A 24,021-nucleotide genomic window follows, 5' to 3' on the forward strand; every position below is an offset into this window, starting at 1 on the left:
GTGGCGCGCTCCACCCGGGGCGCGGCACGGGCGTCTCCGATCCGAAGGAACGACGATGGCGAGCATCGACGAGGTCGCCCGGCTCGCCGGGGTCTCCACCGCGACGGTCTCGCGCGCGCTGAGCGGCCGCGGGCACGTGTCGGAGTCCGCGCGCGAGCGCGTGCAGGCCGCCGCCGCCTCGCTCGGATACGTGGTCTCCTCCCGCGCCTCGAGCCTCGCGTCGGGGCGCACCCGCAACATCGGAGTCGTGGTGCCGTTCCTCGACCGCTGGTTCTTCAGCACCGTGCTGTCCGGGGTCTCCGCGGCACTGATGCGGGCCGGCTACGACATCACGCTCTACAACATCACCGCCGACAAGGACGTGCGCCGCCACGTGTTCGACACGTTCCTGCGCCGCCAGCGGGTCGACGCCGTGATCGCCGTGTCCATCGAGCTGGACGAGGACGAGACCCAGCAGCTCCTCGACCTCGGCCTACCCGTCATCGCGATCGGCGGCCCCAATCCGAAGCTCGACACGCTCACGGTCGACGACGTCGCCGTGGCGCAGCTCGCGACGGAGCACCTGCTCGGCCTCGGCCACACCGAGATCGCCCACATCGGCGCGAACCCCGAGTTCGACATCGACTTCCACATCCCCACGAACCGACGACTCGGGTTCGAGCGGGCACTGGCCACGGCCGGCATCCCCCTGAACCCCGCGTTCCTGGAGCCCGCGGACTTCACGGTGGAGGGCGGCTACCGCGCCGCGAAGCAGCTCCTCGGGCGTCCGGGGCCGCGTCCCACCGCGGTGTTCGCCGCGTCGGACGAGATGGCGATCGGGGCGCTCCTCGCCGCGCGCGACCTCGGCTTCGCGGTGCCGGGGGACCTGTCCATCGTGGGCATCGACGGCCATGAGCTCGGCGAGTTCTTCCGCCTCACCACGGTCGACCAGTTCCCGCTCGGACAGGGCGAACGGGCGGCCGACGCGGTCCTCGCGAAGCTCACCGACCCGGAAGCCGTGCGCCCGCCCGCCGCCCTGCCGTACGAGCTCAACGTCCGCGGCACGACCGCCCGGCTCGTCTGAGCCGGGTGGCGTTCACAACTCAGGAGTACGGCGCGCAGAGACCGCGGTTCCGGCCCTGACGGGCGCAGGTGCGCCGGTTCTCCTGAGTTGTGAACGCGTCGAGCTCAGCACTCTGCGGTCGCGTCCCGCCAGGTGCGGTAGCCGCCGTCGAGATTGCGCACCTCGCGCCCGTGCTGCCGCAGCAGCCGGGTGGCGATGTGCCCCCGGAGACCGACCTGGCAGTGCACCACGAGGGGCCCGTCCGGCAGCTCGTCGAGGCGGTCGCGCAGCTCGTCGAGCGGGATGTTCCGCGCGCCGGGGATGCCGCCGTTCGCATACTCGCCCGCGGAGCGGACGTCGATGAGGGCTGCGCCCGCCTGCAGGGCGTCGTCGAGCTCGTGCCACTGGAGGGTCGGCGTGGTGCCGCTGCGGGTGTTCTCGGCGACGTAGCCGAGGATGTTCACGGCGTCCTTCGCCGAGCCGAACTGCGGGGCATACGCGAGCTCGAGGTGCGCGAGACCGGCGGCCGTGACGCCCGCCTGCAGCGCCGTCGCGATGACGTCGATCCGCTTGTCCACGCCGTCACGACCCACGATCTGCGCCCCGAGGATGCGGTCGGTGGCGGGGTCGGCAAGCAGCTTCATCGAGAGGGTCTCCCCGCCCGGGTAGTAGCCGGCGTGCGACGCCGGATGCACATGCACGGCGTAGAAGTCGCGGCCCGCGGCACGGAGCTGCTTCTCGCTCCATCCGGTCTTCGCGGCGGCCAGGCCGAACACCTGCACGATGCCGGTGCCGAGCGCGGGGCGCGCTGACTCCTCCCGCCCCGCGATGACGTCGGCGACCATCCGGCCGTGGCGGTTGGCGAGACCGGCCATGGTCACGAGTGCCGCACCACCGCCGATGAGGTCGGCCTTCTCGACGCCGTCGCCGGCCGCGAAGACGTCGGGCGCACTGGTGCGGCAGGCCTCGTCGACGGCGATTCCGCCGGTCTCGCCAAGGCGGATCCCGGCGGTGCGGGCGAGTCCGACCTCGGGCACGACCCCGGAGGCGTCGACGAGGAACTCCGCAGGGAGGGTGGCACCGTCGCTCAGGGTCACGGAATCCGCGGCCGTGGCCACGACCTCGACGCCGAGTCGCACGTCAACCCCGCGGCGCCGGACCTCGGCTGCGAGGGGGGCGGCCATCTCCGGATCCAGCGGCCCGAGCAGTTGGGCACCGCGCTGCGCCAGGGCCACCGCGGCGCCCCGGGCGACGAGGTTCTCGACGGCCTCGAGTCCCGTGTATCCGCCGCCGACGACGACCACCGGCAGTCCGGGGCGGAGGGCGGCCTCGATCGCATCGGCATCCGCCACGGTCCGCAGGCTCCGCGCGGGGAGGGCTCCGGTCGGCTCGTCGCCGCGGGGCCGGGCACCGGTGGCGAGCACGAGGCGGTCGTACGGGTGGGTGCTCCGGTGGCCGCTGTCGAGATCGACGACCTCGACCGTCTTGCGCGCGGTGTCGATGCCGACGACGTCGTGACGGACGCGGACGTCCAGCCGGAAGCGGCGGTGCAGCGACTCCGGGGTCTGCAGCAGGAGGGCGTGGCGCTCCTCGATCACGCCGCCCACGTAGTAGGGCAGACCGCAGTTGGCGTAGGAGACCTCGGGCCCGCGCTCGAAGACGACGATGTCCGCGGACTCGTCGAGGCGTCGGAGCCGGGTCGCCGCCGACATGCCGCCGGCGACACCGCCGACGATGACGACGCGGAGTGGCGCGCTCATCGGCCGAACAGCCGGGCCAGGAGACCGCTCTTGGCCTCGTCCTTCGGATGGCCCGCGCACCAGTCCGATGCCGGCACGGTGCGGCGGACGGCGTCGACGTGCTGACCGCACCCCGCCCAGGTGGTCTTCCCGCAGGTACGGCAACGGACTGCTCGACACATGTGTTCTCTCCTCACTCGATACCCCGGTGGGTATGCAGACACTATACCCCCGGGGGTATAGTGGAGCGCACAGCCGGCCTTCAGGGAGTGACCATGACCACCGTCGACATCGACACGCAGCGCAAGATCGCCAACCGTCTCAAGCGCGCACAGGGACAGCTCGGCGCCGTGATCGCCGCGGTCGAGAGCGGCGGTGACTGCCGGGCCGTCGTCACGCAGCTCGCCGCCGTGACCTCCGCCCTGGACAAGGCGGGGTTCCAGATCATCGCCTCCGCCATGAAGACCTGCCTGGAGGACCCCGCGCAGGACGACGCCGTCCCGCTCCCCGACCTGGAGAAGCTCTTCCTCACCCTCGCCTGAACGCGACCCGGCCCCTCGCGGCCACCCCGGCCCGTTGCGGACGATCGCAACGGGCCGGGGCGCACGCAAGGGGCCGGGTCGGCGAAGAGGGGATCAGGGGACGAGGAGACCCGCGGTCGCGGTGCGCGACGTCTCGAAGCGGCGCTGCACGTCGGGCCAGTTCACGAGGTTCCAGAACGCCTTGACGTAGTCCGCCCGCACGTTGAGGTAGTCGAGGTAGTAGGCGTGCTCCCACACGTCGAGCTGCAGCAGCGGGATGACGCCGAGCGGCGCGTTGCCCTGCTGGTCGAAGAGCTGGAAGATCACGGGGCGGGCCCCCACCGAGTCCCAGGCGAGCACGGCCCACCCGGAGCCCTGCACGCCGAGCGCCGTCGCGGTGAAGTGCGCGCGGAAGCCGTCGATCGACCCGAAGGAGTCCGCCAGGGCCGCCGAGAGCTCGCCCTCCGGAGCCCCGCCGCCCTCCGGCGAGAGGTTCTGCCAGAACACGGAGTGGTTGATGTGGCCGCCGAGGTTGAACGCGAGGTCCTTCTCGAGCTTGTTCACCGCTCCGAGGTCGCCGCTGTCCCGGGCCGCCGCGAGCTGCTCCAGCGCCGTGTTCGCGCCGGTCACGTAGGCCTGGTGGTGCTTGGAGTGGTGCAGCTCCATGATCTTGCCGGAGATGTGCGGCTCCAGCGCGGAGTAGTCGTAGGGCAGCTCGGGGAGCGTGTACGGAGTGGACATGGTTGTTCCTTTCGTGACGGGATCAGAGGGCGGTGTCGTGGGACAGGGCGTGGAATCGGCGGTCGATGTAGACGAGCGGGCGGGCGGGGCGGCCCGCGAGCACCTCGAGCACCTCGGCGATCACCACGGTCGACGAGCCGACGGGCACGGTCTGGATCGCTCGGCAGCGCAACGCGACCCTGGCCTCCGCCAGGTGCGGCTCCCCGGTCGGCAGCGTCGTCCAGCCCTGCTCGGGCGTGAAGCGCTCGGAACCGCTCACCGCGAAGCTCTGGGCGAGCGCGGAGTGCTCGTCGTCGATGAGATGCACGACGAAGGTCTCCGCGCCGAGGATGGCCCCGGCGCTTCCGGTCGCCCTGGTCACCGAGAACACGATGGCCGCCGGATCGACCGCGACCGACGACACGCTCGACGCCGTGAGGCCGACGGGGCCGTCCGGACCCTGCGCCGTGATGATGGCGACACCGGCGGGGTGGGTGCGGAACGCCGCCTTGAGCCCCTCTCCGACCGGCGTGGGCACCGGAGCGGCGGGGTGCGGGGTGGTGTGCGGGTCGCGGGTCATCGGGTGCTCTCCTCGAGAGGGATGGGGGTGGGGGTCGCGTGGGCGCGCATGGCCGCGCGGTCGACGAGCTTCGTGCGCTCCCGGCCGCGGACGGCTCCGGCGCGGCGCTCGGCCTCGTCGATGCGCAACCAACCCTCCCAGTCCACCACGCCGGGGAGGTCCAGGGGCGGGTCCCGGTCGATGCGGGCGGACGGAGTGGCAGCGAGGTCCTCGACGAGATGCTGCACGGTCTGTGCGGCGTCGGACTTGGTCGAGCCGATGAGTCCGATCGGCCCGCGCTTGATCCAGCCGGTGGCGTAGAGGCCGGGGACGGGCGTGCCGTCGGCATCGAGCACCCGCCCCTCCGCATTCGGCACGATGCCCCGTGCCGCGTCGAACGGCACACCGGGCACGGGCGAGGAGAGGTAGCCGATCGCCCGGTAGACGGCGCCGACCTCGTAGCGCACGAGCTCGCCGGTGCCGACCATGCGTCCGAGCGGATCGGACGCGGTGCGCTCGAACTCGATGCCCTCCACGCGGTCCGCACCGAGGACGCGGACGGGTCGATGCCGGAAGTGCAGGTGGATGCGCCGGGAGGCCCCGGCGGACGGACGCTCCGCCCAGTCCCTGAGGGTGCGCACGATGATGCGGCGCTGGGAGAACTGCTCCAGCATGCGGGCGGCGTGGTCGTCGAGCTCGAGATCGGCGGGATCGACGATCACCTCCACGTCGTGCTGCTCGCCCAGCTCGCGCAGCTCCAGGGCCGAGAAGCGCACATCGGCCGGGCCACGGCGGGCGAAGAGGTGCACGTCGCGGATCCGACTCGCGGCGAGCGCGTCGAGGATGTGGTCGGGGGTGTCGGTCGACTCCAGCGCCGCGGCGTGCTTCGAGAGGATGCGCGTGACGTCGAGCGCGACGTTGCCTGCGCCGAGCACGGCCACGGACTCCGCCTCCGGACCCCAGCCCTGGGCGACGTCGGGGTGCGCGTCGTACCAGGCCACGAACTCCGCGGCTCCGTACGATCCGGACAGGTCGGCTCCCGGCACGTCGAACGCCACGTCGCGGTCGGCTCCGGTCGCGATGACGACGCCGTCGTACGCCCGGCGGAGCTCGTCGACCGTCACATCGACGCCGACCTCGACGTTGCCGCGCAGCCGGATGCCGGGCTGGAGGAGTACGTCGTGCAGCGCATCGATGATCTTGCGGATGCGCGGGTGGTCGGGGGCGACGCCGTAGCGGACGAGGCCGTACGGGGCGGGGAGCTTCTCGTACAGGTCGATGGCCGCCTCCGGCACCTGCGCCCGGAGGAGGTCGGCGGCGTAGATGCCCGCGGGGCCCGCGCCGACGATGGCGATGCGCGGGGTCACTCGTGCACCTCCTGCGGCGGGAGCGCGGCGATGAGGGGGTGGTCGTGCCGGATGAGTCCGGTGCGGGCGGCGCCGCCGGGCGAGCCGATCTCGTCGAAGAACTCGACGTTGGCCTTGTAGTAGTCCTGCCACTCGTCGGGGAGGTCGTCCTCGTAGTAGATCGCCTCGACGGGGCACACCGGCTCGCACGCCCCGCAATCCACGCACTCATCCGGGTGGATGTAGAGCGACCGTTCGCCCTCGTAGATGCAGTCGACGGGGCATTCGTCGATGCAGGCCTTGTCCTTGAGGTCGACGCACGGCAGCGCGATCACGTACGTCATCGCGACTTCTTCTCTGTCCCACTCACGCCTTCCACCGTAAAACCTCAAGTGCACTTGAGGTCAAATCGAGGCGCCGAGACCCCGGCCTCGCGCCGAGACCCCGCCGCCGCCGCGCGGATACGACGGGGTCTCGGCGGGGAAGCGGGGTCTCGGGGAATCAGGACGGGGAGATCTCGAAGGGGGCGGGGAGGAGGTGCTCCTCGCGGGAGCTGGGGCCGACGAGGAGCGTGAAGGCACCGGGCTCCACGGTCCGGACGCCGGCGGCGGTCACGATCGTGCAGTCCGCGACGGGGACCTCGATCCGCACGCGGGCGCTCTCCCCCGGCGCGAGCTCGACCTGCCGGAAGGACTTCAGTTCACGATCGGTCCAGCTCACGCTCGTCACCTCGTCCCGCACGTAGGCCTGCACGGTCTCGCGGACGGGCCGGTCCCCCGTGTTCGTCACGGTCACGTGCCCCACCACGGTGCCGCCGAGGCGCAGCTCCGTCTGCTCCAGCTCCAGGTCCGCGTACGCCACGGTCGTGTACGACCGGCCCTCGCCGAAGGCCCACGCGGGCGCCTGGGTGAGGTCGGCGTAGCGGTCGCCGTGCTGGCCGCGGATCTGGTTGTAGTAGGTCGGCTGCTGTCCGACGTGCCGCGCGAACGAGATCGGCAGCCGCCCCGAGGGCTCCACGGCACCCGTGACGATGTCGGCGAACGCCCGTCCGCCCTGCATGCCCGGGTTGGCCGCCCATACGACGGCCGCCGCGCGCTGCACCGAAGGCGGGAGCACGAGAGGCTTGGATGCCAGCAGCACCACGACGACGGGCGTCCCGGTCTCGATGAACGCATCGAGCAGGGCGTTCTGGCCGCCGATGAGCTCCAGCGTGGCCGTGGACCGTCCCTCACCCACGAGCTCGATGCGATCGCCCACCACCGCGACCACGACGTCCGCGGCCTCGGCGGCGGCCACCGCCTCCGCGATCAGCGCGGGATCCGGCGGGCACGGCTGCACCACGGGAGGACGCGGCTGGTTGTCCGGGAAGTGCGTGCCGCGGGGGTCGTCGGCGAGCGTGAGGATGTCGGCGCCGCGCGTGTGCGTGACCGTCCACGCGTCGACCGCGCGGAGGCCGTCGAGCACGGTCGTGATCATCTCGCGGGGCTGTCCGTCGAGCCAGCCCGCCTGGCCCGAGCCGCCCGCCCAGTCGCCGAGCTGCGTCTGCGCGTCGTCCGCGAGCGGCCCGGTCACCGCCACTCGCAGCGGTGCCGCCGGGTCCAGCGGCAGCAGGCCGTCGTTCTCGAGGAGCACGAGCGAGCGGCGCGCGATCTCGAGGTTGAGCTCCGCATGCGCGGCGCTGCCGACCACGGCGGACACGTCGTCGCGGGGTAGCCGGGGGTCTTCGAAGAGTCCGAGCTCGAACTTCAGCGTGAGGATGCGGGAGACCGCGTCGTCGAACGCGTCCTCCGGCAGCAGCCCCCTGGCGACCGCGTCCAGCGCCCCCTCGAAGAACCCGGGCGTGGTCATCACCATGTCGTTCCCTGCGCGCACCGCGGCGGCCGCCGCATGCGTGAGGTCGGGCTGCACCCGCTGCTCCCACACCATCCGGCCCACGTTGTCCCAGTCGGTGATGAGCGTGCCGGTGTAGCCCCACTCGCCACGGAGCACGTCGCTGAGCAGCCACTCGTTCAGCGTGATGGGCACCCCGTCCGTCGTCTGGTAGCCGAGCATGAACGTCCGGCAGCCCTCGCGGGCGACCCGCTCGAACGGCGGCAGGAACCAGGAGCGCAGCTTGCGCGGGGAGATGTCCGCCTCGCTCGCGTCGCGTCCACCCTGCGTCTCCGAGTAGCCGGCGAAGTGCTTGGCCGTGGCGAGGATCGCGGTGGGGTCGTCGAGCCCGTCACCCTGATAGCCGCGCACCATGGCCGAAGCCAGCTCCCCGATGAGGAACGGGTCCTCCCCGAAGGTCTCCCCCACCCGCCCCCAGCGCAGGTCGCGGGCGATGCAGAGCACCGGCGAGAACGTCCAGTGGATGCCGGTGACGGCGACCTCCTCGGCCGTCGCCCGCGCCACACGCTCGACGAGCGCCGGATCCCACGAGGCCGCCATGCCGAGCTGCGTCGGGTAGATCGTGCCACCGGGGAAGAAGGAGTGGCCGTGGATGCAGTCCTCGCCCACGAGCAGCGGGATGCCGAGTCGGGTCTGCGCGACCAGGACGGCAGCCCGCCGCAGACGCTCGTCCGAGGCGTGCAGGATCGAGCCCGCGTACCGCCGGAGCACGTGGTCGTCGATGTCGTCGCGGGCGTCGAGCTGGAGCATCTGCCCGACCTTCTCCTCCAGCGTCATGCGGCTGAGGAGGTCGGCCACGCGCTCGGGGATCGAGAGAGCGGGGTCCTGGTACGGGAGCTGCGTGGTCAGAGTCTGAGAGGTCATCACTTCGTGTTCTGGTTCGTGTGCGGTGTCGCGGTGTTCGAGGAGTCGGTGGTGCCGGAAGCGCCCGGCGAAGTCGCCGACGATACGGGATCGGGGCTCTTCTCCGGCAGGGGCACGCTGCGGACGGCCGTGACGGCGTCGTTCACGTTGAGCCCCTTCTTCTTCATCGCCCTGGCCCGCTCTCCCGCCGAGCGCAGGCGCGGGTTGACGTACTCGTCGATGCCGAAGTTGATGAGCGAGAGCGCGACGCCGATGATCGCGATGCAGAGCCCGGCCGGCACATACCACCACCACAGCCGCGGGAACGCGCCGTTCTGCTGCGCCCAGAACAGGATCGTCCCCCAGTTCAGGTTGCTGACCGGGATCACGCCGATGAAGGCCAGAGTGGTGAGGCCGAGGATGGCCGCGGTCACGGTGCCGACGAAGCTCGAGGCGATGAGCGCCATGAGGTTCGGGAGCATCTCTACCGTGATGATGCGGCGCAGCGGCTCGCCGTTCGCGCGGGCGGCCTGGATGAAGTCGCGGTTGCGCAGCGACATGGTCTGCGCGCGCAGCACGCGGGCTCCCCACGCCCACCCGGTCAGCCCGAGCACGGCGGCGATCACGATGAGCGGCGGGTTGTCGAACTGGGAGGCGATGATGATGATGAGCGGGATGCCGGGGATGACGAGGAACACGTTCGTCAGCGCCGACAGCGACTCGCTCCGCCACCCGCGCACGTAGCCCGCGATGACGCCGATGGTGATCGCGATCGCCGTGGCGATGAAGGCGGCGAGGAAGCCGACGACGATGACCCCGCGCGTGCCGTAGATGATCTGGCTCAGGACGTCCTCGCCCATGTGCGTGGTGCCGAGCCAGTGCTCCCAGGACGGCGGCTGCCGGAGCGCGGAGCGGTCCTTCTGCGTCGGGCCGTACGGGGCGATCCAGGGGGCGAGGACGGCGATGAGCACGAACGCCCCGAGGATGATCAGCCCCGCGATGGACTTCGGGTTGCGGAACATCGCGAACGCCTGCGCGAGCTGCGACCAGAACGTCTTGCGCGGCGGCGCTCCCGTCGGCGGGGTGCGCAGCGTGGCGGTCTCGGGCATGCCGGAGACGACGGTCGATCCGTCCGGCGCTGTCGTCGCTGCGGTGGTGGGAACGGTCATGTCAGGACTCCATCTGGCGCGTGCGCGGGTCGAGGTAGGCGTAGACGACATCGGCGAGGATGTTGGCCACGAGCACCGACAGCGTGATCACGAGGAACACACCCTGCATGAGGGCGAAGTCCTTGGCGTTGGTCGCGTCGAGCAGCAGCTTGCCGACACCCGGATAGCTGAACACCATCTCCATCACGATGGTGCCGCCCACGATGAAGCCGATCGACAGCGCGAAGCTCTGGATCTGCGGCAGCACCGCATTGCGGGCGGCGTAGCCCCAGAGCACCCGCTTGTTGGGCATGCCCTTCGCCTGCGCGACCGTGATGTAGTCGTCGTCGAGCACCGTCAGCATCATGTTGCGCATGCCGAGGACCCAGCCGCCGAGCGAGGCGACGACGATGGTCAGCGCCGGCAGCGTGCCGTGCATGATCACCTGGCCGATGAAGTCGAGACTCCACTCCGGCGATTGCCCCTTGTCGTAGGCGTGCGATGAGGGGAACCACTTCAGGGTCGAGGAGAAGATCGCGATCGCGATGAGTCCGAGCCAGAAGTACGGGATCGTGTTGAAGAACGTCGTGACCGGGATGATCGCGTCGAGCTTGCTCCCGCGCTTCCAGCCGACGATGGCGCCGGCGACGGTGCCGAGCGCGAACGAGATGATCGTCGCGATGCCCACCAGCCCCAGTGTCCAGGGCAACGCCGCCCCCAGCACCTCGGCCACCGGCCGCAGCCCGTGCAGGGTCGAGATGCCGAGGTCGCCGCGGAGCAGCATGCCCCAGTACTCGAGGTACTGCTGCCAGAGGCTCTTGTCGGTGTCGATCCCCAGCAGGATGCGCAGGGCGTCGGCGGCCTCCGGGCTCACCGTGCGGTTGCGGGCGAGGTAGGACGTCACCGCGTCGCCCTTCATCAGCCGCGGCAGGAAGAAGTTGATGGTGATCGCGGCCCAGAGCGTGAAGAGGTAGAACGCGGCGCGTCCGGCGAAGAAGCGCCAGGGCACGCGCCGGGTCCCGCGGTCCACCGTCGTCGCGGTCGTCCCCGCCTCCCGTGCGCCCTGCGCGATGAGGTCGTTGTCGTCGAGCTGCGGAAAAGCCGTGCTCACCGCGCACCTCCGTTCGATGCCGCCGACGCGAAGTGCTTCTCCGGGTCGGGCGATGCGGCGCGCAGAGCGCGGGTGTAGGGGTCCTGCGGATTGAGGATCACGTCGTCCGCCGTGCCGTACTCGACGACCCGGCCCTGGTTGAGGACCATGATCTCGTCGCTGAAGTGGCGTGCGGTGGCGAGGTCGTGGGTGATGTAGAGCACGCCGAGCCCTTCCTCACGCTGCAGATCGGCGAGGAGGGTGAGCACCCCGAGCCGGATGGAGACGTCCAGCATGGAGACGGGCTCGTCGGCGACGAGGAGTGACGGCCGGGAGGCGAGCGCCCGCGCGATGGCGACGCGCTGACGCTGCCCGCCGGAGAGCTCGTGCGGTCGGCGGTCGATCACCGCATCCGGGTCGAGGTGCACGCGCTCCAGGAGCCGGCGCACCTCGGCCTCCGTCTCCGCTCTGGGCACGACGGCGTCGAGACGGAGGGGCCGCTCCAGGTGGTACCGGATGGAGTGCGAGGGGTTGAGGGAGGCGAACGGGTCCTGGAAGACCATCCGCAGCTGCTGCCGATATCTCCGCAGTCCGCGGCCGCGGCGCGGGACCGGCGCGCCGTCTAGCAGCACGTCGCCGGCGGTCGGGGTCTCGAGCTGGGTGAGGATCTTCGCGATCGTGGACTTGCCGCTGCCGGACTGTCCGACCAGGCCGATCGTCTGCCCGGATGTCAGCGTGAAGCTCACGTCGTCGAGGGCTTTGATCTGGCCGGCGCCTCGGACGTTGTACGCCTTCGTGACGTGACGGAATTCGAGGGTGGTCATCGCACCAGCACTCTTCTCTCCCCGGTGAGCCGGGGGAACGACGACAGCAGGGTCTTCGTGTACTCGTGCTCGGGCTGCGTCCAGATGCGCTCTGCCGTATCGAGCTCGATGATCTCTCCCTCGCGCATGATCGCGATCCGGTCGCTGATCTCCAGCAGGAGGGGGAGGTCGTGCGTGATGAAGACGACCGAGAACCCGAACTCGTGCCGCAGCTGCGAGATCTGCGTGAGGATCTCCCGCTGCACGAGGACGTCGAGCGCCGTGGTGGGCTCGTCCATCACCATGAGCTGCGGCCGCAGCGCCAGGGCCATCGCGATCATGACGCGCTGCCGCATGCCTCCGGACAGCTCGTGCGGGAAGGAGCGAGCACGCTCACGCCCGACCTTCACGATCTCGAGCAGCTCCTCCGCCTCGGCTCGGCGCTGCTTCCGGGTCATGTCGGGTCGGTGGATCTCGAACACGTCCTCCAGCTGCGATCCGACCGTCGCCACCGGATTGAGGGCGTTCATCGCCCCCTGGAACACCATCGACACCTTGTCCCAGCGGAACCGCTGCATCGCGTCGACGTCCAGCGCGTTGATGTCGATGTCGACACCGGTCACGTCGTGGAATGTCACGCTGCCGCCGGTGATGACGGCCGGGGCACGCAGCAGGCGCTGGACGCCGTACGCGAGCGTCGTCTTGCCGCAGCCGCTCTCGCCGGCGAGTCCGAGGATCTCGCCGCGCTGCAGCTGGAGGGTGACGTTCTTCACCGCCGCGACGGGCGGGTCGACGTCGTACACGACGGAGAAGTCGCGCACGGTGAGCAGGGGATCTGACATGGGGGTGTCCTTCGAGGGGGGCGGGCCCTTCGACAGGCTCAGGGACCCAGATGGGTGGCTGAGCCTGTCGAAGCCCCGCCGTGGGTGGCTGAGCCTGTCGAAGCCCCGCCGTGGGTGGCTGAGCCTGTCGAAGCCCCGCCGTGGGTGGCTGAGCCTGTCGAAGCCCTAGTCAGCGAGTTCCAGCTTGGTGAGGATCTGCACGATGTTCTGCTGGGTCGGATCGGCCGAGGCGTACGGGTCCTCCTCGGAGGGCCAGCCCACGTAGTTCCGGGTGTTGAACTCCCCCAGCAGCGGGTGCGCGCCGAGCGGGATGGCGGGCACCTGCTCGACGAAGATCTCCTGCAGCGTGGTGAGGGCGGTGGTGCGCTCCTCGTCCGACGACGCGTTGGCGTAGCTGTTCAGCGCCGCCGTGGCCTCCGGGTCCTCGAAGCGGCCGAAGTTGAACCCGGCGATGCCCTCCGGGGAGATCCAGCGGGGGTCCATGGTCGAGGTGTAGAGGCCGTAAGCGGTGCCGCTGTCCTCCAGCCAGTGGATGATCGCGGAGAACGTGCCCTCGTCACGCGGGACCTGCCAGCCGCCCCAGTCGGGCATGTCGATCTTCACCTCGGCACCGATGGCCTCGGTCACATCCTCCGCGATGAGCTCCTGTGCCGTGTTCCAGTCGCTCCAGCCCGAGGGCACCGACAGCGTGAACGAGACGGGGGCGCCGTCCGGATCGATCAGCGCGTCGTCCTTCCAGGTGTACCCGGCTGACTCCAGCAGATCCCGCGCCTTCTCGGCGTCGACGGCGTACTCCTGGCCCTCGAACTCGGGCTGGATCTCGTCGTCCAGGATCGACGACAGTCCGGTCACCGACCAGACCGGCTCGCTGGCGCCCTCCCGGGCGATGTCCACGTAGGCGTCGCGATCGATGACCCAGGCGAGGGCCTGGCGGAACGTCGGGTCGTCGAACGGCTTCTGCTGCAGGTTCATGAAGAGCGTCGCCGAGCCGGTGGTCGGGGCGGCCCAGAACTTGTTGTGCTCGGGGTCGGCGTCGAGGAACTGCTCCTGGATCTGCGGGATGAACGCCTGCGCCCAGTCCGCCTCGCCCTGGGCGAGGGCCGTGGTCAGCGCGGTGTTGTCGCCGTAGGAGACGTAGTGCAGCTCGGGCACGGCGAGGTCGCCGCCCCAGTAGTCGTCGCGCGCGGTGAGCGTGACCGACTCGGTGGACCAGTTGGAGAGGGCGTAGGGGCCGGTGCCGACGAGGTCGTCGCCCTTGACGGGATCGGTGGCGGGGTCGTCGAGGTTCTCCCAGATGTGCTTCGGAACGATCGGCACGTGCAGGGCGCGCGCCTGGTTGACGTACTTCGACTCGCCGAACGTCAGGGTGACCGCGTCGCCGTCGACGGTGGCGCCCTCGAACTTCAGACCGGCCGTGTCCAGCGCGGGCGTGGAGACGAGCTCGTACGAGTAGACGATGTCGTCGGCGGTGAACGGCTCCCCGTCGCTCCAGGTGACGTCGGGGCGGGGCACGACGGTCACGGCGGTGTAGTCGTCGTTCCACTCGATGCTCTCCGCGAGCCAGGGGGTGACCCCGCGGTCTCCGGTCTGGTTGACGAGGCCGAGGGTCTCGAAGACGACCTTTCCGTAGCCGTACTTCGAGGCGGACGAGTCTCCGACGTACGGGTTGTTCGACTCGGTGGTGATGGCGCCGTCCGGCTTGGCGATGGTGAGGGCGACGGCCTCGCCCGCGGCGGCGTCGTCGCCCCCTCCGGCCGAGCATCCGGCGAGCGCGGAGACGCCGAGGACGGCGACCGCGCTGGCGGCGATCAGGGTTTTCGTGAGCTTCATTGCTTCTCCTTGGGCACGGGTCCTTGTGCGGCGACGCGGCCGACGGATCGCCTCCGGCCGCGCATTTGCTTACTGTCGAGAAAGTAAGCTGTGGAGAGGTTACCGAGGAGTAAGTTGGTTGGCAAGCAGAGTGCGACGAGGGGAGGTGGGCTCATGACGGACGACGTGCACACGGTCCGGGTGCGCCCGGCCACGCGGGAGAAGCGCGAGCAGATCCTCAAGGCGGCGGTGGAGATCTTCGGCAACAAGGGCTCGACGAACGGCACCCTCGCCGATGTCGCCGAACAGGTCGGCATCACCCACGCGGGCGTCCTGCACCACTTCGGCTCGAAGCAGAAGCTCCTCCTCGAAGTGCTCGCCTACCGGGATCAGGCCGACGTGGCCGACCTCGCCGAGAAGCACATCCCCGACGGGCCGGAGCTCTTCCTCCACCTCGTCCGCACGGCGTTCGCCAACGAGAAGCGGCCGGGCATCGTGCAGGCCTACACGGTCCTGTCCTCCGAGTCGGTGACCGACGACCACCCCGGCCGCGAGTACTTCGAGGACCGCTACACGACCCTGCGCCGGGAGGTGACGGCGGCGTTCGGCGAGCTCTGCGCTCAGGAGGGCGTGACCGAACCCGCGACCATCGCCGCCGCCTCGGCCGCCATCCTCGCCGTGATGGACGGGCTGCAGCTCCAGTGGCTCCTGCACCCCGGAGTGGTCCCCCTCGGCGCCGCGAGCGAGTTCGCGATCCGCGCGATCGTGAACGGCGTGCTGCATCCGGGACCGGCCCTGGAGTCCTACGCGCGGCCCTGACCTCCCGGCTAGGCTCGGGCGCATGGCCATCGACCTCGAAGCGCTCTACATCGATCTGCACCAGCACCCGGAGCTGTCGTTCCAGGAGACCAGGACCGCGGGCATCGCCGCCCAGCACCTGCGCGACCTGGGGCTCGAGGTCGAGGAGGGGGTCGGCGTGACCGGCGTGGTCGGCGTGCTGCGCAACCCTTCGACAGGCCCTTCGACGAGCTCAGGGACCCAGGAGGAGGACTTCCCGCGGCCGGTCGTGTGGGTACGCGCCGACATGGACGCGCTGCCGGTCGAGGAGCAGACGGGTCTGGCGTACGCGAGCACCGCGAAGGGCGTCGATCCGGCCGGCACGACCGTGCCCGTGATGCACGCCTGCGGCCACGACATGCACGTCACCGCGATGATCGGGGCCGTGGAGAAGCTGGTCGCCGAGCGCGCGGAGTGGTCGGGCACCCTCGTCGTGCTCATCCAGCCCGCGGAGGAGTACGGCGCCGGCGCCAGGGCCATGCTCGACGACGGCCTGCTCGCCCGCTACCCGAAGCCCGACGTGGTGCTCGGTCAGCACGTCACCCCGCTCCCGGCGGGCATCATCGGCGTGCGCAGCGGCACCCAGATGGCCGCCTCCGACGGCCTCACCGTCACCCTGCACGGCCGCGGCGGCCACGGCTCCCGCCCGCACGCCACGATCGACCCGGTCGTGATGGCGGCCGCGACCGTGATGCGCCTGCAGACGATCGCCTCCCGCGAGATCGACCCGCAGGGCGTGGCCGTGGTGACCGTCGGATCGATCCACGCCGGACTCAAGAACAACATCATCCCGGCCGAGGCGAAGCTGGAGCTCAGCCTCCGCTATCCGAACGAGGACGCGCGCGAGAAGGTGCTGAAGAGCGTCGAACGGATCGTGCGCGCCGAGGCCATGGCGTCCGGTGCCGAGCGCGAGCCCGAGATCCACACGCAGCACACGCTGCCCGCCACGATCAACGACGAGGAGGCGACGGCGCGGGTCTCCTCGGCGCTGCGTCGCGCGCTCGGGGACTCGGCCGTCGTCGACCCCGGCATGTTCACCGGCAGCGAGGACGTCTCCTGGTTCGCGCGCGACGCCGAGGTCCCGCTCGTGTTCTGGTTCTGGGGCGGCGTCGACCCCGCCCGATTCGTCGAGGCTCTTGCGGCGGGGACCGTGGAGAAGGACATCCCCACCAACCATTCACCCTTCTTCGCGCCGGAGATCCATCCGACGATCGAGGTCGGGGTCACCGCGATGTCCGCGGCCGCCCGCGAGTTCCTCGCCTGAGGCGGGGCGCTCAGACTTCGACGACGCGCGGCGCAGGCGGAGGAGGCGGGGCGAGCTGCCGCTGCGGCACGCCGTGCGCCTCGCGGTGCAGCCGCTCCATGCGGGTGTCGAGCTCGGCGGCGGCATCGGCGGCATCGCTGAGGCTGTCGACGAGGTGCGCGGGCACCTGGTTGGAGAACTTGTAGTAGATCTTGTGCTCCAGGCTCGCCCAGAAGTCCATCGCGATGGTGCGGAACTGCACCTCGACCGGTACGGCCAGCGCCCCGGTCGAGAGGAAGACGGGGACCTCGATGATGGCGTGCAGGCTCTTGTACCCGTTCGGCTTCGGATTCGCGATGTAGTCCTTGACCGTGCGGACGGTCACGTCGTCCTGCGCGGTCAGCAGATCGAACAGGCGGTAGACGTCGGCGACGAAGCTGCACGTCACCCGCACGCCGGCGATGTCGGTGATCTCCGTGCGGATGCGATCGAAGTCCGGGTCGTCGATGCCCTTCCTGGCGATCTTCTCGACGATGCTGTCCGGCGACTTGAGCCGGCTCTTGACGTGCTCGATGGGGTTGTACGCGTGGTCGTGGGTGAACTCGTCGCGGAGGATCGAGATCTTCGTCTCCACCTCGCGCATCCCGAACTCGTACTCGCGGAGGAAGCGCTGCAGCTGGTCGCGGAGCTCCTTCGCCTCGGAGATCAGGTGCTCGTCGACCGGGATCACGCTCATGAGGACGACGTTATCGATCCGTGATCGGAAACCCCTGTGGATTCGAGATGCCTTCAGAGGTCGTAGACGTCCCGCCGGTGGGCGACGCGGACCACGGTGACGAGCACCCGCTCGTCCACGACCTCGTAGAGCACACGGTAGTCGCCGATCCGCACGCGCCACGCGTTGTCGAACCCGGCGAGCTTGCGGACGCCGTGCGGACGAGGCTCCCGTTCGAGGTCGGAGATCCCGGCGAGGATGCGCCGACGGAGCGGAGGATCCAGCTTGCGGACCTCCTTCGCCGCTGCGGTGGTGAACGTGACGCGGTACCGCGTCACGGGAGTTCCGCACGGAGGTCATCGAGCGAGACTCGACCCCCGTCGTCCGCCGCCTTCGCCGCTCCGAACTCCGCCGCATCTCGCGCAGCCTCGAGCTCTTCCAGGAGCTCGAGGTCGTCGACGCCGATCACGACCGCGGTGAGCTTGCCGTGACGCGTCACCCCCACCCGCTCCGCCCCGTACGCGACACCGCCGAGAACGTCGGCGAGCTGATCACGCAGGTCCTTCGACGGCACGCTGCGGCTGAGAGTGTTCATGCGTACAGAATACCTCTTATGTACATAATGGGCTCAACTCTTCGCGGTGACGCGGGCGTCCTCGAGGTGCTGGCCGGAGAGGAGGCCGGGAAGCCCACGACCCTGGCGGGTGGTGAACAGCAGCACGATCGCGACGAGGATCAGCAGCGAGGACAGCGCGTCGAACACCCCGCCGAGCATCCCCAGCGCCGTGAGTCCGCCGATGCCGCCCGCCCAGCGCAGCAGCCGGGCGAGCGCGGCCGGCAGTCGCGACCCGGTGTAGCGCAGCTGCACGGCGAGGTCTCCCACCGAGCGGCCGGTGACGAGGATGATCACGAGCCACAGGGCACAGGCGGTCGCCGTGCTCACCGTGCCGGCGAGGGTGCCGTCGAGCACGGCCTGGCGGTCCTGCACGACGTACTCGAGCCACAGCTGCACCGCGACGCCCCCGGCGAGCACGACGAAGCCGTTCGCGAGCCCGTCGCAGAGCATCGCCAGCGCGCGGCGACCGCGCGTGACGGGACGGGGCTCATCGGCGTCCGCACGGGCCTGGACTCCGCGCAGCGACCGTGGCACCACGAGCGCGAGGACGGAGCCGACGACCGCTCCGGTCGTGTTCGTCATCAGGTCGCCCACGTCGAAGAAGCGGTAGGCGCACGGGTACAGCCCCCAGACCCCGGTGAGCTGGGTGGTCTCCACCAGCAGGGACAGACCGAACCCGACCACGAGGGCGGTGGGGAGGCCGCGGCCGCCCAGCACGCGGAGGAACGCTCCGAGCGGGACGAACAGCAGCACGTTGAACACGAGTTGGAGCAGGGCGGGCTGGCGCAGCGGGTTGCCCGGAGCGGCGAACGCCTTCCGCACGTCGCGCACGACGGACATCGGGTCGGTGATCGCCCCCACGCAGCGGATGGTGTCCGGGTCGGGAAGCGGCAGCAGCGTGTACGTCCAGATGGCCCAGAAGTAGACGAGCGCCGCGAGCCAGAGCAGCGTGCGTCCGAGCGAGAGGCGTCCGCGGCGGCGGTAGCTGATCGCGACGAAGGGCACGAAGAGCACGACGCCCGCAGCGAGGCCGATCGCCACGGCGATGACGCCCAGAACCACCTGATCCCCCACTGACGCAAGGATACCGGGAGGCCGTGAGGATTCCGTGAGGGAGCGCCACCGCGCCGTAGGGATTCCGTGAGGATCGCGTGAGGGCGGCTGCGGTCGGCGTAGTGTCGCCGGACGTGTCAGAACAAACGAGGCCGACCCCGGACGCGCCGCCGCGCGCCAAGCGCATCCTGCTCGGCGACCCGCTCACGAGCGCCCAGGTCGACGAGCAGCTCCTCCCCAAGCGCATGGCGCTGCCGATCTTCGGCTCGGACGCGCTGAGCTCGGTGGCCTACGCCCCGCAGGAGCTCGTGATGATCCTGCTCATCGGCGGTCTCACGTTCCTGTCGTTCACCCCGCTCGTCGCGGCGGCGGTCGTCGTGCTGCTGCTCGTGGTGGTGCTGAGCTACCGGCAGCTCATCAAGGCGTACCCCTCCGGCGGAGGCGACTACGAGGTCGCGTCGAAGAACCTCGGCGAGGTCCCCGGGGTGATCGTGGCCGCAGCGCTCCTCGTCGACTACGTGCTGACGGTGGCGGTGTCGGTCGCCTCCGGGGTGGACAACATCATCTCGGCGGTGCCGGGTCTCGATCCTCTTCGCGTGGAGCTCGCCGTCGGCTTCGTCGTGCTCATCATCATCGTGAACCTCCGCGGGGTGCGCGAGGCCTCGCTCGTGTTCGCCATCCCCACGTACGTGTTCATCGGCTCGGTCGGCGTCATGATCGTCACCGGGCTCGTCCGGACGGCGCTCGGCGACGCCCCGATCGCGTCCAGCGCGGAGTTCGCCGTGCAGGCCGAGAGCCTCAGCCAGGCGGCCGTGCTGCTGCTCATCCTCCGGGCGTTCTCCAGCGGCTGCTCCGCGTTGACCGGAGTCGAGGCCGTGTCGAACGGCGTCCCGGCGTTCCGGGCCCCGAAGGTGCGCAACGCCCAGTCGACCCTCGTGCTCATGGGGACCATCGCGATCTGCCTGTTCTCCGGACTCACCGCCCTCGCCCTCATCGCCGGCGTGCACTACGCCGAGAACCCCTGCGACCTCATCGGGTTCGACTGCACGAACCCGCAGCCGAGCCTCATGGCGCAGATCGCCGCGGCGACGTTCGGCGGCGGCAGCATCCCGTTCTTCATCGTGCAGGCGGCCACGGCCTGCGTGCTGCTCCTCGCGGCGAACACCGCCTTCAACGGCTTCCCCCTGCTCGGCGCCGTGCTCGCCCGCGACGGCTACGCCCCGAAGTCGCTGAACACCCGCGGCGACCGGCTCGTGTTCTCCAACGGCATGATCCTCCTCGGGATCGCCGCGATCGCCGTGCTCGTGGTGTTCCAGGCCCGGCTGACGACGCTGATCCAGCTCTACATCATCGGCGTCTTCGTCTCCTTCTCCCTCGGCCAGATCGGCATGGTGCGGCACTGGCGACGGCTGCTCCGGACACCCGCCCCGCCGAACGGCGACGGCGCCGCCGACCGGCGTTCTGCACGCGTGGGGCTGCTCATCAACTCCGCCGGGGCGACGCTGACCGTCCTCGTGCTCGTGATCGTGACGATCACGAAGTTCACGCACGGCGCCTACCTCGTGTTCTTCGCCATCCCGGTGCTCGCGTTCCTCATGATCGGCGTCAAGCGGTACTACCGGGACGTCGAGCACGAGATCGCCATCGACGACACCACCCGCTTCGGCGCCTCCGGCGACGTCGCCATCGTCCTCGTGAACCACCTGCAGAAGCCGGTCATGAAGGCCATCGACTACGCGATCGCCGCCAAGCACGACAAGACCCTCGCCGTGCACGTGGCCGTGTCGCAGGACGACGCCGCGCGCCTGCAGCAGGAGTGGACCGACCACCTCGTGCCGGTGCCGCTCGTGATCGTCGAGTCGCCGTACCGCTCGTTCGCGCAGCCCGTGACGCAGTTCATCCGGCAGTACCGCGAGAAGCACGGCTCCTCCGTCGTCACGGTCTACCTGCCGCAGTACATCGTGGGGCACTGGTGGGAGAACTTCCTGCACAACCGGCGCGCCCGCCGCCTCGCGAACCAGCTCATGCTCGTGCACGGGGTGTCGATCACCCTGGTGCCGTGGCTTCTCGACTCGTCCGAACTCATCTACGGCCGGCGCTCCCGTCCGCTGCCCGGTCAGGAGCGGGCGGGGCGGCCGGTCGTGGTGGCCGGACGCCGGGCGCACCGCCCCGCCGGGCCGCCGTCCGAGTCCTGACGGCGGCGGTCAGGTTCCGGCGAGGACCGCGCCGAGGATCGTCGCGGCCTCGGGGAAGCGGGACGGGTCGGCGCTCGCGTAGTTGAGCCGTACGTACGCCCCCGACGGCTCGGCGGGGAACCACTCACTCCCCGGCGCGATGACCAGGCCGCGCGCCGCGCACTCGCGGACGACCGCGGCGGCGTCGGTGCCGTCGGGCAGCCGCAGCCAGAGGTTCAGCCCGCCGACCGGCACGGCCTCCACCAGCGCGGTCGGCGCCTGCGCGGCCAGGCACGACAGCAGGAGATCGCGCCGCGAACGCAGCTGTTCGCGGAAGCCGCGGAGGTGCGTGCGCCAGGCCGGCTGGGTCACCACGTCGAGCGCGGCCGCCTGCAGGAGGCCGCTGACGTACATCGACTCCGCCGCGCGATCGGCGAGGATGCGGTCCCTGGCGGGACCGCGCGCGATCACCGCCGCCACCCGCAGGGACGGCGACACGCTCTTCGTCAGCGAGCGCAGGTAGACCACGTGGCCGTCGTGGTCGGAGGCCGCCACGGGACGGGGCTCGGCGTCGATGCCCAGGTCGTGCGCCCAATCGTCCTCGATGAGGAACGCCCCGTGACGACGGACCGCGTCGAGGACGGCCTCCCCGGTCGCCGCCGGCCACTGCGCACCGGTGGGGTTCGCGAACGTGGGCTGCGCGTAGAACGCCCGGGCTCCGGTCTCGGCGAGCGCCCTGTCGACCGCGTCCGGATCCGGACCCTGCGGGCCGGAGGGGACGGGAACGAGCACGACCCCCGCCTGCTCCGCCGCGAGGAGGGCGCCCCAGTACGTCGGCGACTCGATGAGCAGCGGGCGGCCGACGCCGACGACCGCCCGGAAGATGGAGCTCAGTCCGCTCTGACTGCCGGAGATGATGACGGCGTCGCGGGCGGTCGGCACCGTGATCCCGGCCGGGGCCGCCGCGGCCAGCTCCGCCGCGAACCATTCCTGCAGTCCGGGCTCGCCGGCCGCGGGCGAGCGGGTGAGGGCGGACCCGGTGCGGGAAGCGCGCACGAGGGCCTGGCGGACGAGCCGCTCGGGGAAGAGATCCGGAGCGGGATACCCGGAGTGCAACCCGATCGCGTCCGGCGAGGTCGGGCGCTGCGCCGAGGAGAGACCGTCCAGGCGCACGGCGGCCGCGCCCAGCGCCCCGGCCTGCCAGCCGTAGTCGGCCGGCAGGACCGTGCGCGCCGCGCGCACGAAGGTGCCGACCCCGGGTCGCGCCTCGACGAGCCCGAGGCGGACGAGCTGCTGCACCGCCTTCTGCACGGTCACGGGGCTCGCGGCGTACTCGGCCGTCAGCGCGCGGTTGGAGGGGAGGCGGGCGCCGGGTGCGGCGGCGGCGATCCACGTCCGGAGGCCGGCCACGATGCGTGCGGTGCTATCCTGACTCATGAAAGAACACAGTAGCGTTATCCGTCCGAACGGCACACTGCTATCCCGCGCCGCCGGTCCCGCCTGGGGCCTCCTGGGCGTCGTCGCCTTCTCGTTCACGCTCCCGTTCACCCGGATCGCACTCGGGGGCGGGCTCTCGCCGCTGTTCATCGGCTCCGCCCGCGCGGTCGTCGCCGCTGTGCTCGCCGCGCTCGTCCTCCTCGTCACACGCCAGCAGCCGCCGAGCCCGGTCCAGTGGGCGCGACTCGCGATCGTCGCCCTCGGAGTCGTCGCCGGCTTCCCCCTGCTGACCTCGTTCGCCATGACCACCACGCCCGCGAGTCACGGCGCGGTCGTGATCGGCCTCCTCCCGGCCGCGACCGCGGTCGCCGTCGTGCTGCGCACCCGGGAGCGCCCGTCCCCCTCGTTCTGGGTCTTCGCACTCCTCGGCGCCGCCGCAGCCCTCGTCTTCGCGACGCTGCAGAACGGCACGCCCGGCGCGCTCCGCCCCGCCGACCTCCAGCTGTTCGGGGCCGTGATCGCCGCGGCCGTCGGCTACGCGGAGGGCGGCCTGCTCGCGCGCGAGCTCGGTGCCTGGCAGACGATCTCCTGGGCACTCGTGCTCGCCGCTCCCGTCATGCTCGCGGTGGCCATCGCCGCCGGGGTCGCCGCACCGCCCGTCGCCACCCCCACCGCCTGGCTCGCGTTCGCCTACCTGGCCGCGGTCAGCATGTTCCTCGGATTCGTCGCCTGGTACCGCGGCCTCGCGATCGGCCCCATGGCACAGGTGAGCCAGATCCAGCTCGTGCAGCCCGTCATGGGCATCACCTGGGCAGCCTTCCTCTTCCACGAGGACGTCGGCCTGGCCACGGTGCTCGGCGGACTCGCGGTCGTCGTGTGCGCCGGACTCGCCGTCCGCACCCGCAGTTCTCCTCCCGCCCCCACCCCCACCCCCACCCGACAGGAGGCGCCATGCGTCACACCCCCCGCTACCTCATGACCGACCCGGAGGAGGTCAAGCGCCTCATCCGCGCGCACGCGTGGGCGACGTTCGTCTCGCCGACCTCCACCGGTCTCGTCGCCTCGCACTACCCCGTTCTGCTCGACGAGGACGAGGACGGCATCGTGCTCGTGAGCCACTTCGGACGCCCGGACGACGAGCTCCACGAGCTCGGACGACACGAGGTCCTGGTGATCATCCAGGGGCCGCACGACTACGTGTCCTCGAGTCTGTACGCGCCGGGAGACCTCGTCCCGACCTGGAACCATGTCACCGCGCACCTCTCTGGCACCCCCGAGATCCTGACCGCGGAGGAGAACTACGCCATGCTCACCCGGCTCACCGACCACTTCGAGGGTGGGCAGCCCCACGGGCGGAGCCTCGCGGAGGACGAACCGGGCACCCGGAGGGCCGCGAAGGGCACGGTCGGCTTGCGGCTCCGGGTCACCCGGTTCGACGCCCGCGCCAAGCTCAGCCAGAACAAGGCCCCCGAGGTCCGCGAGCGCATCGCCGCCCGCTTCGACGCCGCTCACCCCGCGCTGGCCGCCGAGATGCGTCGCGTGTGACCCCCGTTCGAATCGCGCACTGTGCTCCATCTCGGCCGGATATGCAGCA

The 24,021-nt window shown here is 70.9% G+C and carries 24 protein-coding genes; 7 read left to right on the plus strand and 17 right to left on the minus strand.

Annotated elements, in window-relative coordinates:
- The first annotated feature begins 55 nt into the window (after nt 1–55).
- The gene (locus ACIGJI_RS08345) at nt 56–1,063 is read left to right on the plus strand and encodes a LacI family DNA-binding transcriptional regulator (RefSeq protein WP_187663066.1); all 1,008 of its coding nucleotides are present in this window, start codon (nt 56–58) and stop codon (nt 1,061–1,063) included.
- A 104-nt stretch (nt 1,064–1,167) separates the two neighbouring features.
- Here ACIGJI_RS08345 and ACIGJI_RS08350 read toward each other — a convergent pair whose 3' ends face one another.
- Together ACIGJI_RS08350 and ACIGJI_RS08355 are read right to left on the minus strand one after the other, a co-directional pair.
- Nucleotides 1,168–2,802 (minus strand): FAD-dependent oxidoreductase, encoded by a 1,635-nt coding sequence (locus ACIGJI_RS08350; protein ID WP_363444949.1) that lies wholly within the window; start codon nt 2,800–2,802, stop codon nt 1,168–1,170.
- Entirely contained in the window at nt 2,799–2,963 is a 165-nt protein-coding gene (locus ACIGJI_RS08355) for a hypothetical protein (protein WP_315638026.1), read from the minus strand. The genes ACIGJI_RS08350 and ACIGJI_RS08355 overlap by 4 nt, the downstream gene beginning before the upstream one ends.
- A 93-nt stretch (nt 2,964–3,056) precedes the next feature.
- Here ACIGJI_RS08355 and ACIGJI_RS08360 point away from each other — a divergent pair, with 93 nt between their 5' ends.
- Nucleotides 3,057–3,323, plus strand: a complete 267-nt coding sequence (locus tag ACIGJI_RS08360) for a metal-sensitive transcriptional regulator (RefSeq protein WP_187663064.1) — start codon at nt 3,057–3,059, stop codon at nt 3,321–3,323.
- 93 nt (nt 3,324–3,416) lie between these two features.
- On the opposite strand, the gene ACIGJI_RS08365 is transcribed toward ACIGJI_RS08360, so the two are convergent.
- The 10 genes from ACIGJI_RS08365 to ACIGJI_RS08410 all read right to left on the minus strand — a co-directional run bounded on the left by ACIGJI_RS08365 (nt 3,417) and on the right by ACIGJI_RS08410 (nt 14,373).
- Nucleotides 3,417–4,043, minus strand: coding sequence for a superoxide dismutase (locus tag ACIGJI_RS08365; protein ID WP_363444952.1), 627 nt, complete (start codon nt 4,041–4,043; stop codon nt 3,417–3,419).
- A 22-nt stretch (nt 4,044–4,065) separates the two neighbouring features.
- Nucleotides 4,066–4,602 carry a flavin reductase family protein gene (locus ACIGJI_RS08370; RefSeq protein ID WP_187663063.1) on the minus strand — a complete coding sequence of 179 codons (537 nt, stop codon included), beginning with the start codon at nt 4,600–4,602 and terminating at the stop codon, nt 4,066–4,068.
- Entirely contained in the window at nt 4,599–5,948 is a 1,350-nt protein-coding gene (locus ACIGJI_RS08375; RefSeq protein ID WP_363444954.1) for an FAD-dependent oxidoreductase, read from the minus strand. Before ACIGJI_RS08375 ends, ACIGJI_RS08370 begins: the two co-directional genes overlap by 4 nt.
- A complete protein-coding gene (fdxA, locus tag ACIGJI_RS08380; RefSeq protein ID WP_025103996.1) occupies nt 5,945–6,271 on the minus strand; it encodes a ferredoxin in 327 nt (108 codons plus the stop codon). The genes ACIGJI_RS08375 and fdxA overlap by 4 nt, the downstream gene beginning before the upstream one ends.
- A 157-nt stretch (nt 6,272–6,428) precedes the next feature.
- Complete coding sequence (locus ACIGJI_RS08385; RefSeq protein ID WP_366244203.1) at nt 6,429–8,681, minus strand: glycoside hydrolase family 3 N-terminal domain-containing protein; 2,253 nt, start codon at nt 8,679–8,681, stop codon at nt 6,429–6,431.
- Nucleotides 8,681–9,829 carry an ABC transporter permease gene (locus tag ACIGJI_RS08390; RefSeq protein WP_363444958.1) on the minus strand — a complete coding sequence of 383 codons (1,149 nt, stop codon included), beginning with the start codon at nt 9,827–9,829 and terminating at the stop codon, nt 8,681–8,683. Before ACIGJI_RS08390 ends, ACIGJI_RS08385 begins: the two co-directional genes overlap by 1 nt.
- A gap of 1 nt (nt 9,830) precedes the next feature.
- On the minus strand, nt 9,831–10,919 hold the full coding sequence (locus ACIGJI_RS08395) for an ABC transporter permease (RefSeq protein WP_363444960.1): 1,089 nt from the start codon (nt 10,917–10,919) through the stop codon (nt 9,831–9,833).
- On the minus strand, nt 10,916–11,722 hold the full coding sequence (locus ACIGJI_RS08400) for an ATP-binding cassette domain-containing protein (protein ID WP_363444962.1): 807 nt from the start codon (nt 11,720–11,722) through the stop codon (nt 10,916–10,918). Before ACIGJI_RS08400 ends, ACIGJI_RS08395 begins: the two co-directional genes overlap by 4 nt.
- Nucleotides 11,719–12,543, minus strand: coding sequence for an ABC transporter ATP-binding protein (locus ACIGJI_RS08405; protein ID WP_363444964.1), 825 nt, complete (start codon nt 12,541–12,543; stop codon nt 11,719–11,721). The genes ACIGJI_RS08400 and ACIGJI_RS08405 overlap by 4 nt, the downstream gene beginning before the upstream one ends.
- Before the next feature lie 165 nt (nt 12,544–12,708).
- Nucleotides 12,709–14,373 carry an ABC transporter substrate-binding protein gene (locus ACIGJI_RS08410; protein ID WP_363444966.1) on the minus strand — a complete coding sequence of 555 codons (1,665 nt, stop codon included), beginning with the start codon at nt 14,371–14,373 and terminating at the stop codon, nt 12,709–12,711.
- Between the two features lie 153 nt (nt 14,374–14,526).
- Here ACIGJI_RS08410 and ACIGJI_RS08415 point away from each other — a divergent pair, with 153 nt between their 5' ends.
- Together ACIGJI_RS08415 and ACIGJI_RS08420 are read left to right on the plus strand one after the other, a co-directional pair.
- Entirely contained in the window at nt 14,527–15,171 is a 645-nt protein-coding gene (locus ACIGJI_RS08415) for a TetR/AcrR family transcriptional regulator (RefSeq protein WP_187663056.1), read from the plus strand.
- 22 nt (nt 15,172–15,193) lie between these two features.
- The gene (locus ACIGJI_RS08420) at nt 15,194–16,453 is read left to right on the plus strand and encodes an amidohydrolase (protein ID WP_363444968.1); all 1,260 of its coding nucleotides are present in this window, start codon (nt 15,194–15,196) and stop codon (nt 16,451–16,453) included.
- A 10-nt stretch (nt 16,454–16,463) separates the two neighbouring features.
- On the opposite strand, the gene ACIGJI_RS08425 is transcribed toward ACIGJI_RS08420, so the two are convergent.
- The 4 genes from ACIGJI_RS08425 to ACIGJI_RS08440 are packed head-to-tail and all read right to left on the minus strand — an operon-like array spanning nt 16,464 to nt 18,837.
- Nucleotides 16,464–17,168 (minus strand): GTP pyrophosphokinase family protein, encoded by a 705-nt coding sequence (locus ACIGJI_RS08425; RefSeq protein WP_259954947.1) that lies wholly within the window; start codon nt 17,166–17,168, stop codon nt 16,464–16,466.
- A gap of 53 nt (nt 17,169–17,221) precedes the next feature.
- Nucleotides 17,222–17,485: a type II toxin-antitoxin system RelE/ParE family toxin gene (locus ACIGJI_RS08430; RefSeq protein WP_292796176.1), complete on the minus strand. Its 264-nt coding sequence runs from the start codon at nt 17,483–17,485 to the stop codon at nt 17,222–17,224.
- The gene (locus ACIGJI_RS08435) at nt 17,482–17,742 is read right to left on the minus strand and encodes a type II toxin-antitoxin system prevent-host-death family antitoxin (RefSeq protein WP_085604709.1); all 261 of its coding nucleotides are present in this window, start codon (nt 17,740–17,742) and stop codon (nt 17,482–17,484) included. The genes ACIGJI_RS08430 and ACIGJI_RS08435 overlap by 4 nt, the downstream gene beginning before the upstream one ends.
- A gap of 33 nt (nt 17,743–17,775) precedes the next feature.
- A complete protein-coding gene (locus ACIGJI_RS08440) occupies nt 17,776–18,837 on the minus strand; it encodes a VanZ family protein (RefSeq protein WP_363444971.1) in 1,062 nt (353 codons plus the stop codon).
- A 224-nt stretch (nt 18,838–19,061) separates the two neighbouring features.
- Between ACIGJI_RS08440 and ACIGJI_RS08445 the strand changes: the two genes are divergently transcribed.
- Nucleotides 19,062–21,011, plus strand: a complete 1,950-nt coding sequence (locus tag ACIGJI_RS08445) for an APC family permease (protein WP_396667025.1) — start codon at nt 19,062–19,064, stop codon at nt 21,009–21,011.
- 9 nt (nt 21,012–21,020) lie between these two features.
- Here ACIGJI_RS08445 and ACIGJI_RS08450 read toward each other — a convergent pair whose 3' ends face one another.
- The gene (locus ACIGJI_RS08450) at nt 21,021–22,427 is read right to left on the minus strand and encodes a PLP-dependent aminotransferase family protein (protein ID WP_363444973.1); all 1,407 of its coding nucleotides are present in this window, start codon (nt 22,425–22,427) and stop codon (nt 21,021–21,023) included.
- On the opposite strand from ACIGJI_RS08450, the gene ACIGJI_RS08455 reads away from it, so the two are divergent.
- Together ACIGJI_RS08455 and ACIGJI_RS08460 are read left to right on the plus strand one after the other, a co-directional pair.
- Nucleotides 22,426–23,406 (plus strand): DMT family transporter, encoded by a 981-nt coding sequence (locus ACIGJI_RS08455; protein WP_363444975.1) that lies wholly within the window; start codon nt 22,426–22,428, stop codon nt 23,404–23,406. The genes ACIGJI_RS08450 and ACIGJI_RS08455 overlap by 2 nt on opposite strands.
- A complete protein-coding gene (locus ACIGJI_RS08460; RefSeq protein WP_363444977.1) occupies nt 23,379–23,972 on the plus strand; it encodes an FMN-binding negative transcriptional regulator in 594 nt (197 codons plus the stop codon). The genes ACIGJI_RS08455 and ACIGJI_RS08460 overlap by 28 nt, the downstream gene beginning before the upstream one ends.
- Nucleotides 23,973–24,021: the final 49 nt, after the last annotated feature.

The sequence above is a fragment of the Microbacterium sp. NPDC064978 genome, from assembly GCF_044543605.1.
Lineage (GTDB): Bacteria > Actinomycetota > Actinomycetes > Actinomycetales > Microbacteriaceae > Microbacterium > Microbacterium meiriae.

Coding starts and splice junctions, on each gene's coding strand:
- ACIGJI_RS08345 (WP_187663066.1), top strand. CDS start 56: ATGGCGAGCATCGACGAGGTCGCCCGGCTCGCCGGGGTCTCCACCGCG.
- ACIGJI_RS08350 (WP_363444949.1), bottom strand. CDS start 2,802: ATGAGCGCGCCACTCCGCGTCGTCATCGTCGGCGGTGTCGCCGGCGGC.
- ACIGJI_RS08355 (WP_315638026.1), bottom strand. CDS start 2,963: ATGTGTCGAGCAGTCCGTTGCCGTACCTGCGGGAAGACCACCTGGGCG.
- ACIGJI_RS08360 (WP_187663064.1), top strand. CDS start 3,057: ATGACCACCGTCGACATCGACACGCAGCGCAAGATCGCCAACCGTCTC.
- ACIGJI_RS08365 (WP_363444952.1), bottom strand. CDS start 4,043: ATGTCCACTCCGTACACGCTCCCCGAGCTGCCCTACGACTACTCCGCG.
- ACIGJI_RS08370 (WP_187663063.1), bottom strand. CDS start 4,602: ATGACCCGCGACCCGCACACCACCCCGCACCCCGCCGCTCCGGTGCCC.
- fdxA (WP_025103996.1), bottom strand. CDS start 6,271: ATGACGTACGTGATCGCGCTGCCGTGCGTCGACCTCAAGGACAAGGCC.
- ACIGJI_RS08385 (WP_366244203.1), bottom strand. CDS start 8,681: ATGACCTCTCAGACTCTGACCACGCAGCTCCCGTACCAGGACCCCGCT.
- ACIGJI_RS08390 (WP_363444958.1), bottom strand. CDS start 9,829: ATGACCGTTCCCACCACCGCAGCGACGACAGCGCCGGACGGATCGACC.
- ACIGJI_RS08400 (WP_363444962.1), bottom strand. CDS start 11,722: ATGACCACCCTCGAATTCCGTCACGTCACGAAGGCGTACAACGTCCGA.
- ACIGJI_RS08405 (WP_363444964.1), bottom strand. CDS start 12,543: ATGTCAGATCCCCTGCTCACCGTGCGCGACTTCTCCGTCGTGTACGAC.
- ACIGJI_RS08410 (WP_363444966.1), bottom strand. CDS start 14,373: ATGAAGCTCACGAAAACCCTGATCGCCGCCAGCGCGGTCGCCGTCCTC.
- ACIGJI_RS08415 (WP_187663056.1), top strand. CDS start 14,527: ATGACGGACGACGTGCACACGGTCCGGGTGCGCCCGGCCACGCGGGAG.
- ACIGJI_RS08420 (WP_363444968.1), top strand. CDS start 15,194: ATGGCCATCGACCTCGAAGCGCTCTACATCGATCTGCACCAGCACCCG.
- ACIGJI_RS08425 (WP_259954947.1), bottom strand. CDS start 17,168: ATGAGCGTGATCCCGGTCGACGAGCACCTGATCTCCGAGGCGAAGGAG.
- ACIGJI_RS08435 (WP_085604709.1), bottom strand. CDS start 17,742: ATGAACACTCTCAGCCGCAGCGTGCCGTCGAAGGACCTGCGTGATCAG.
- ACIGJI_RS08445 (WP_396667025.1), top strand. CDS start 19,062: ATGGCGCTGCCGATCTTCGGCTCGGACGCGCTGAGCTCGGTGGCCTAC.
- ACIGJI_RS08455 (WP_363444975.1), top strand. CDS start 22,426: ATGAAAGAACACAGTAGCGTTATCCGTCCGAACGGCACACTGCTATCC.
- ACIGJI_RS08450 (WP_363444973.1), bottom strand. CDS start 22,427: ATGAGTCAGGATAGCACCGCACGCATCGTGGCCGGCCTCCGGACGTGG.
- ACIGJI_RS08460 (WP_363444977.1), top strand. CDS start 23,379: ATGCGTCACACCCCCCGCTACCTCATGACCGACCCGGAGGAGGTCAAG.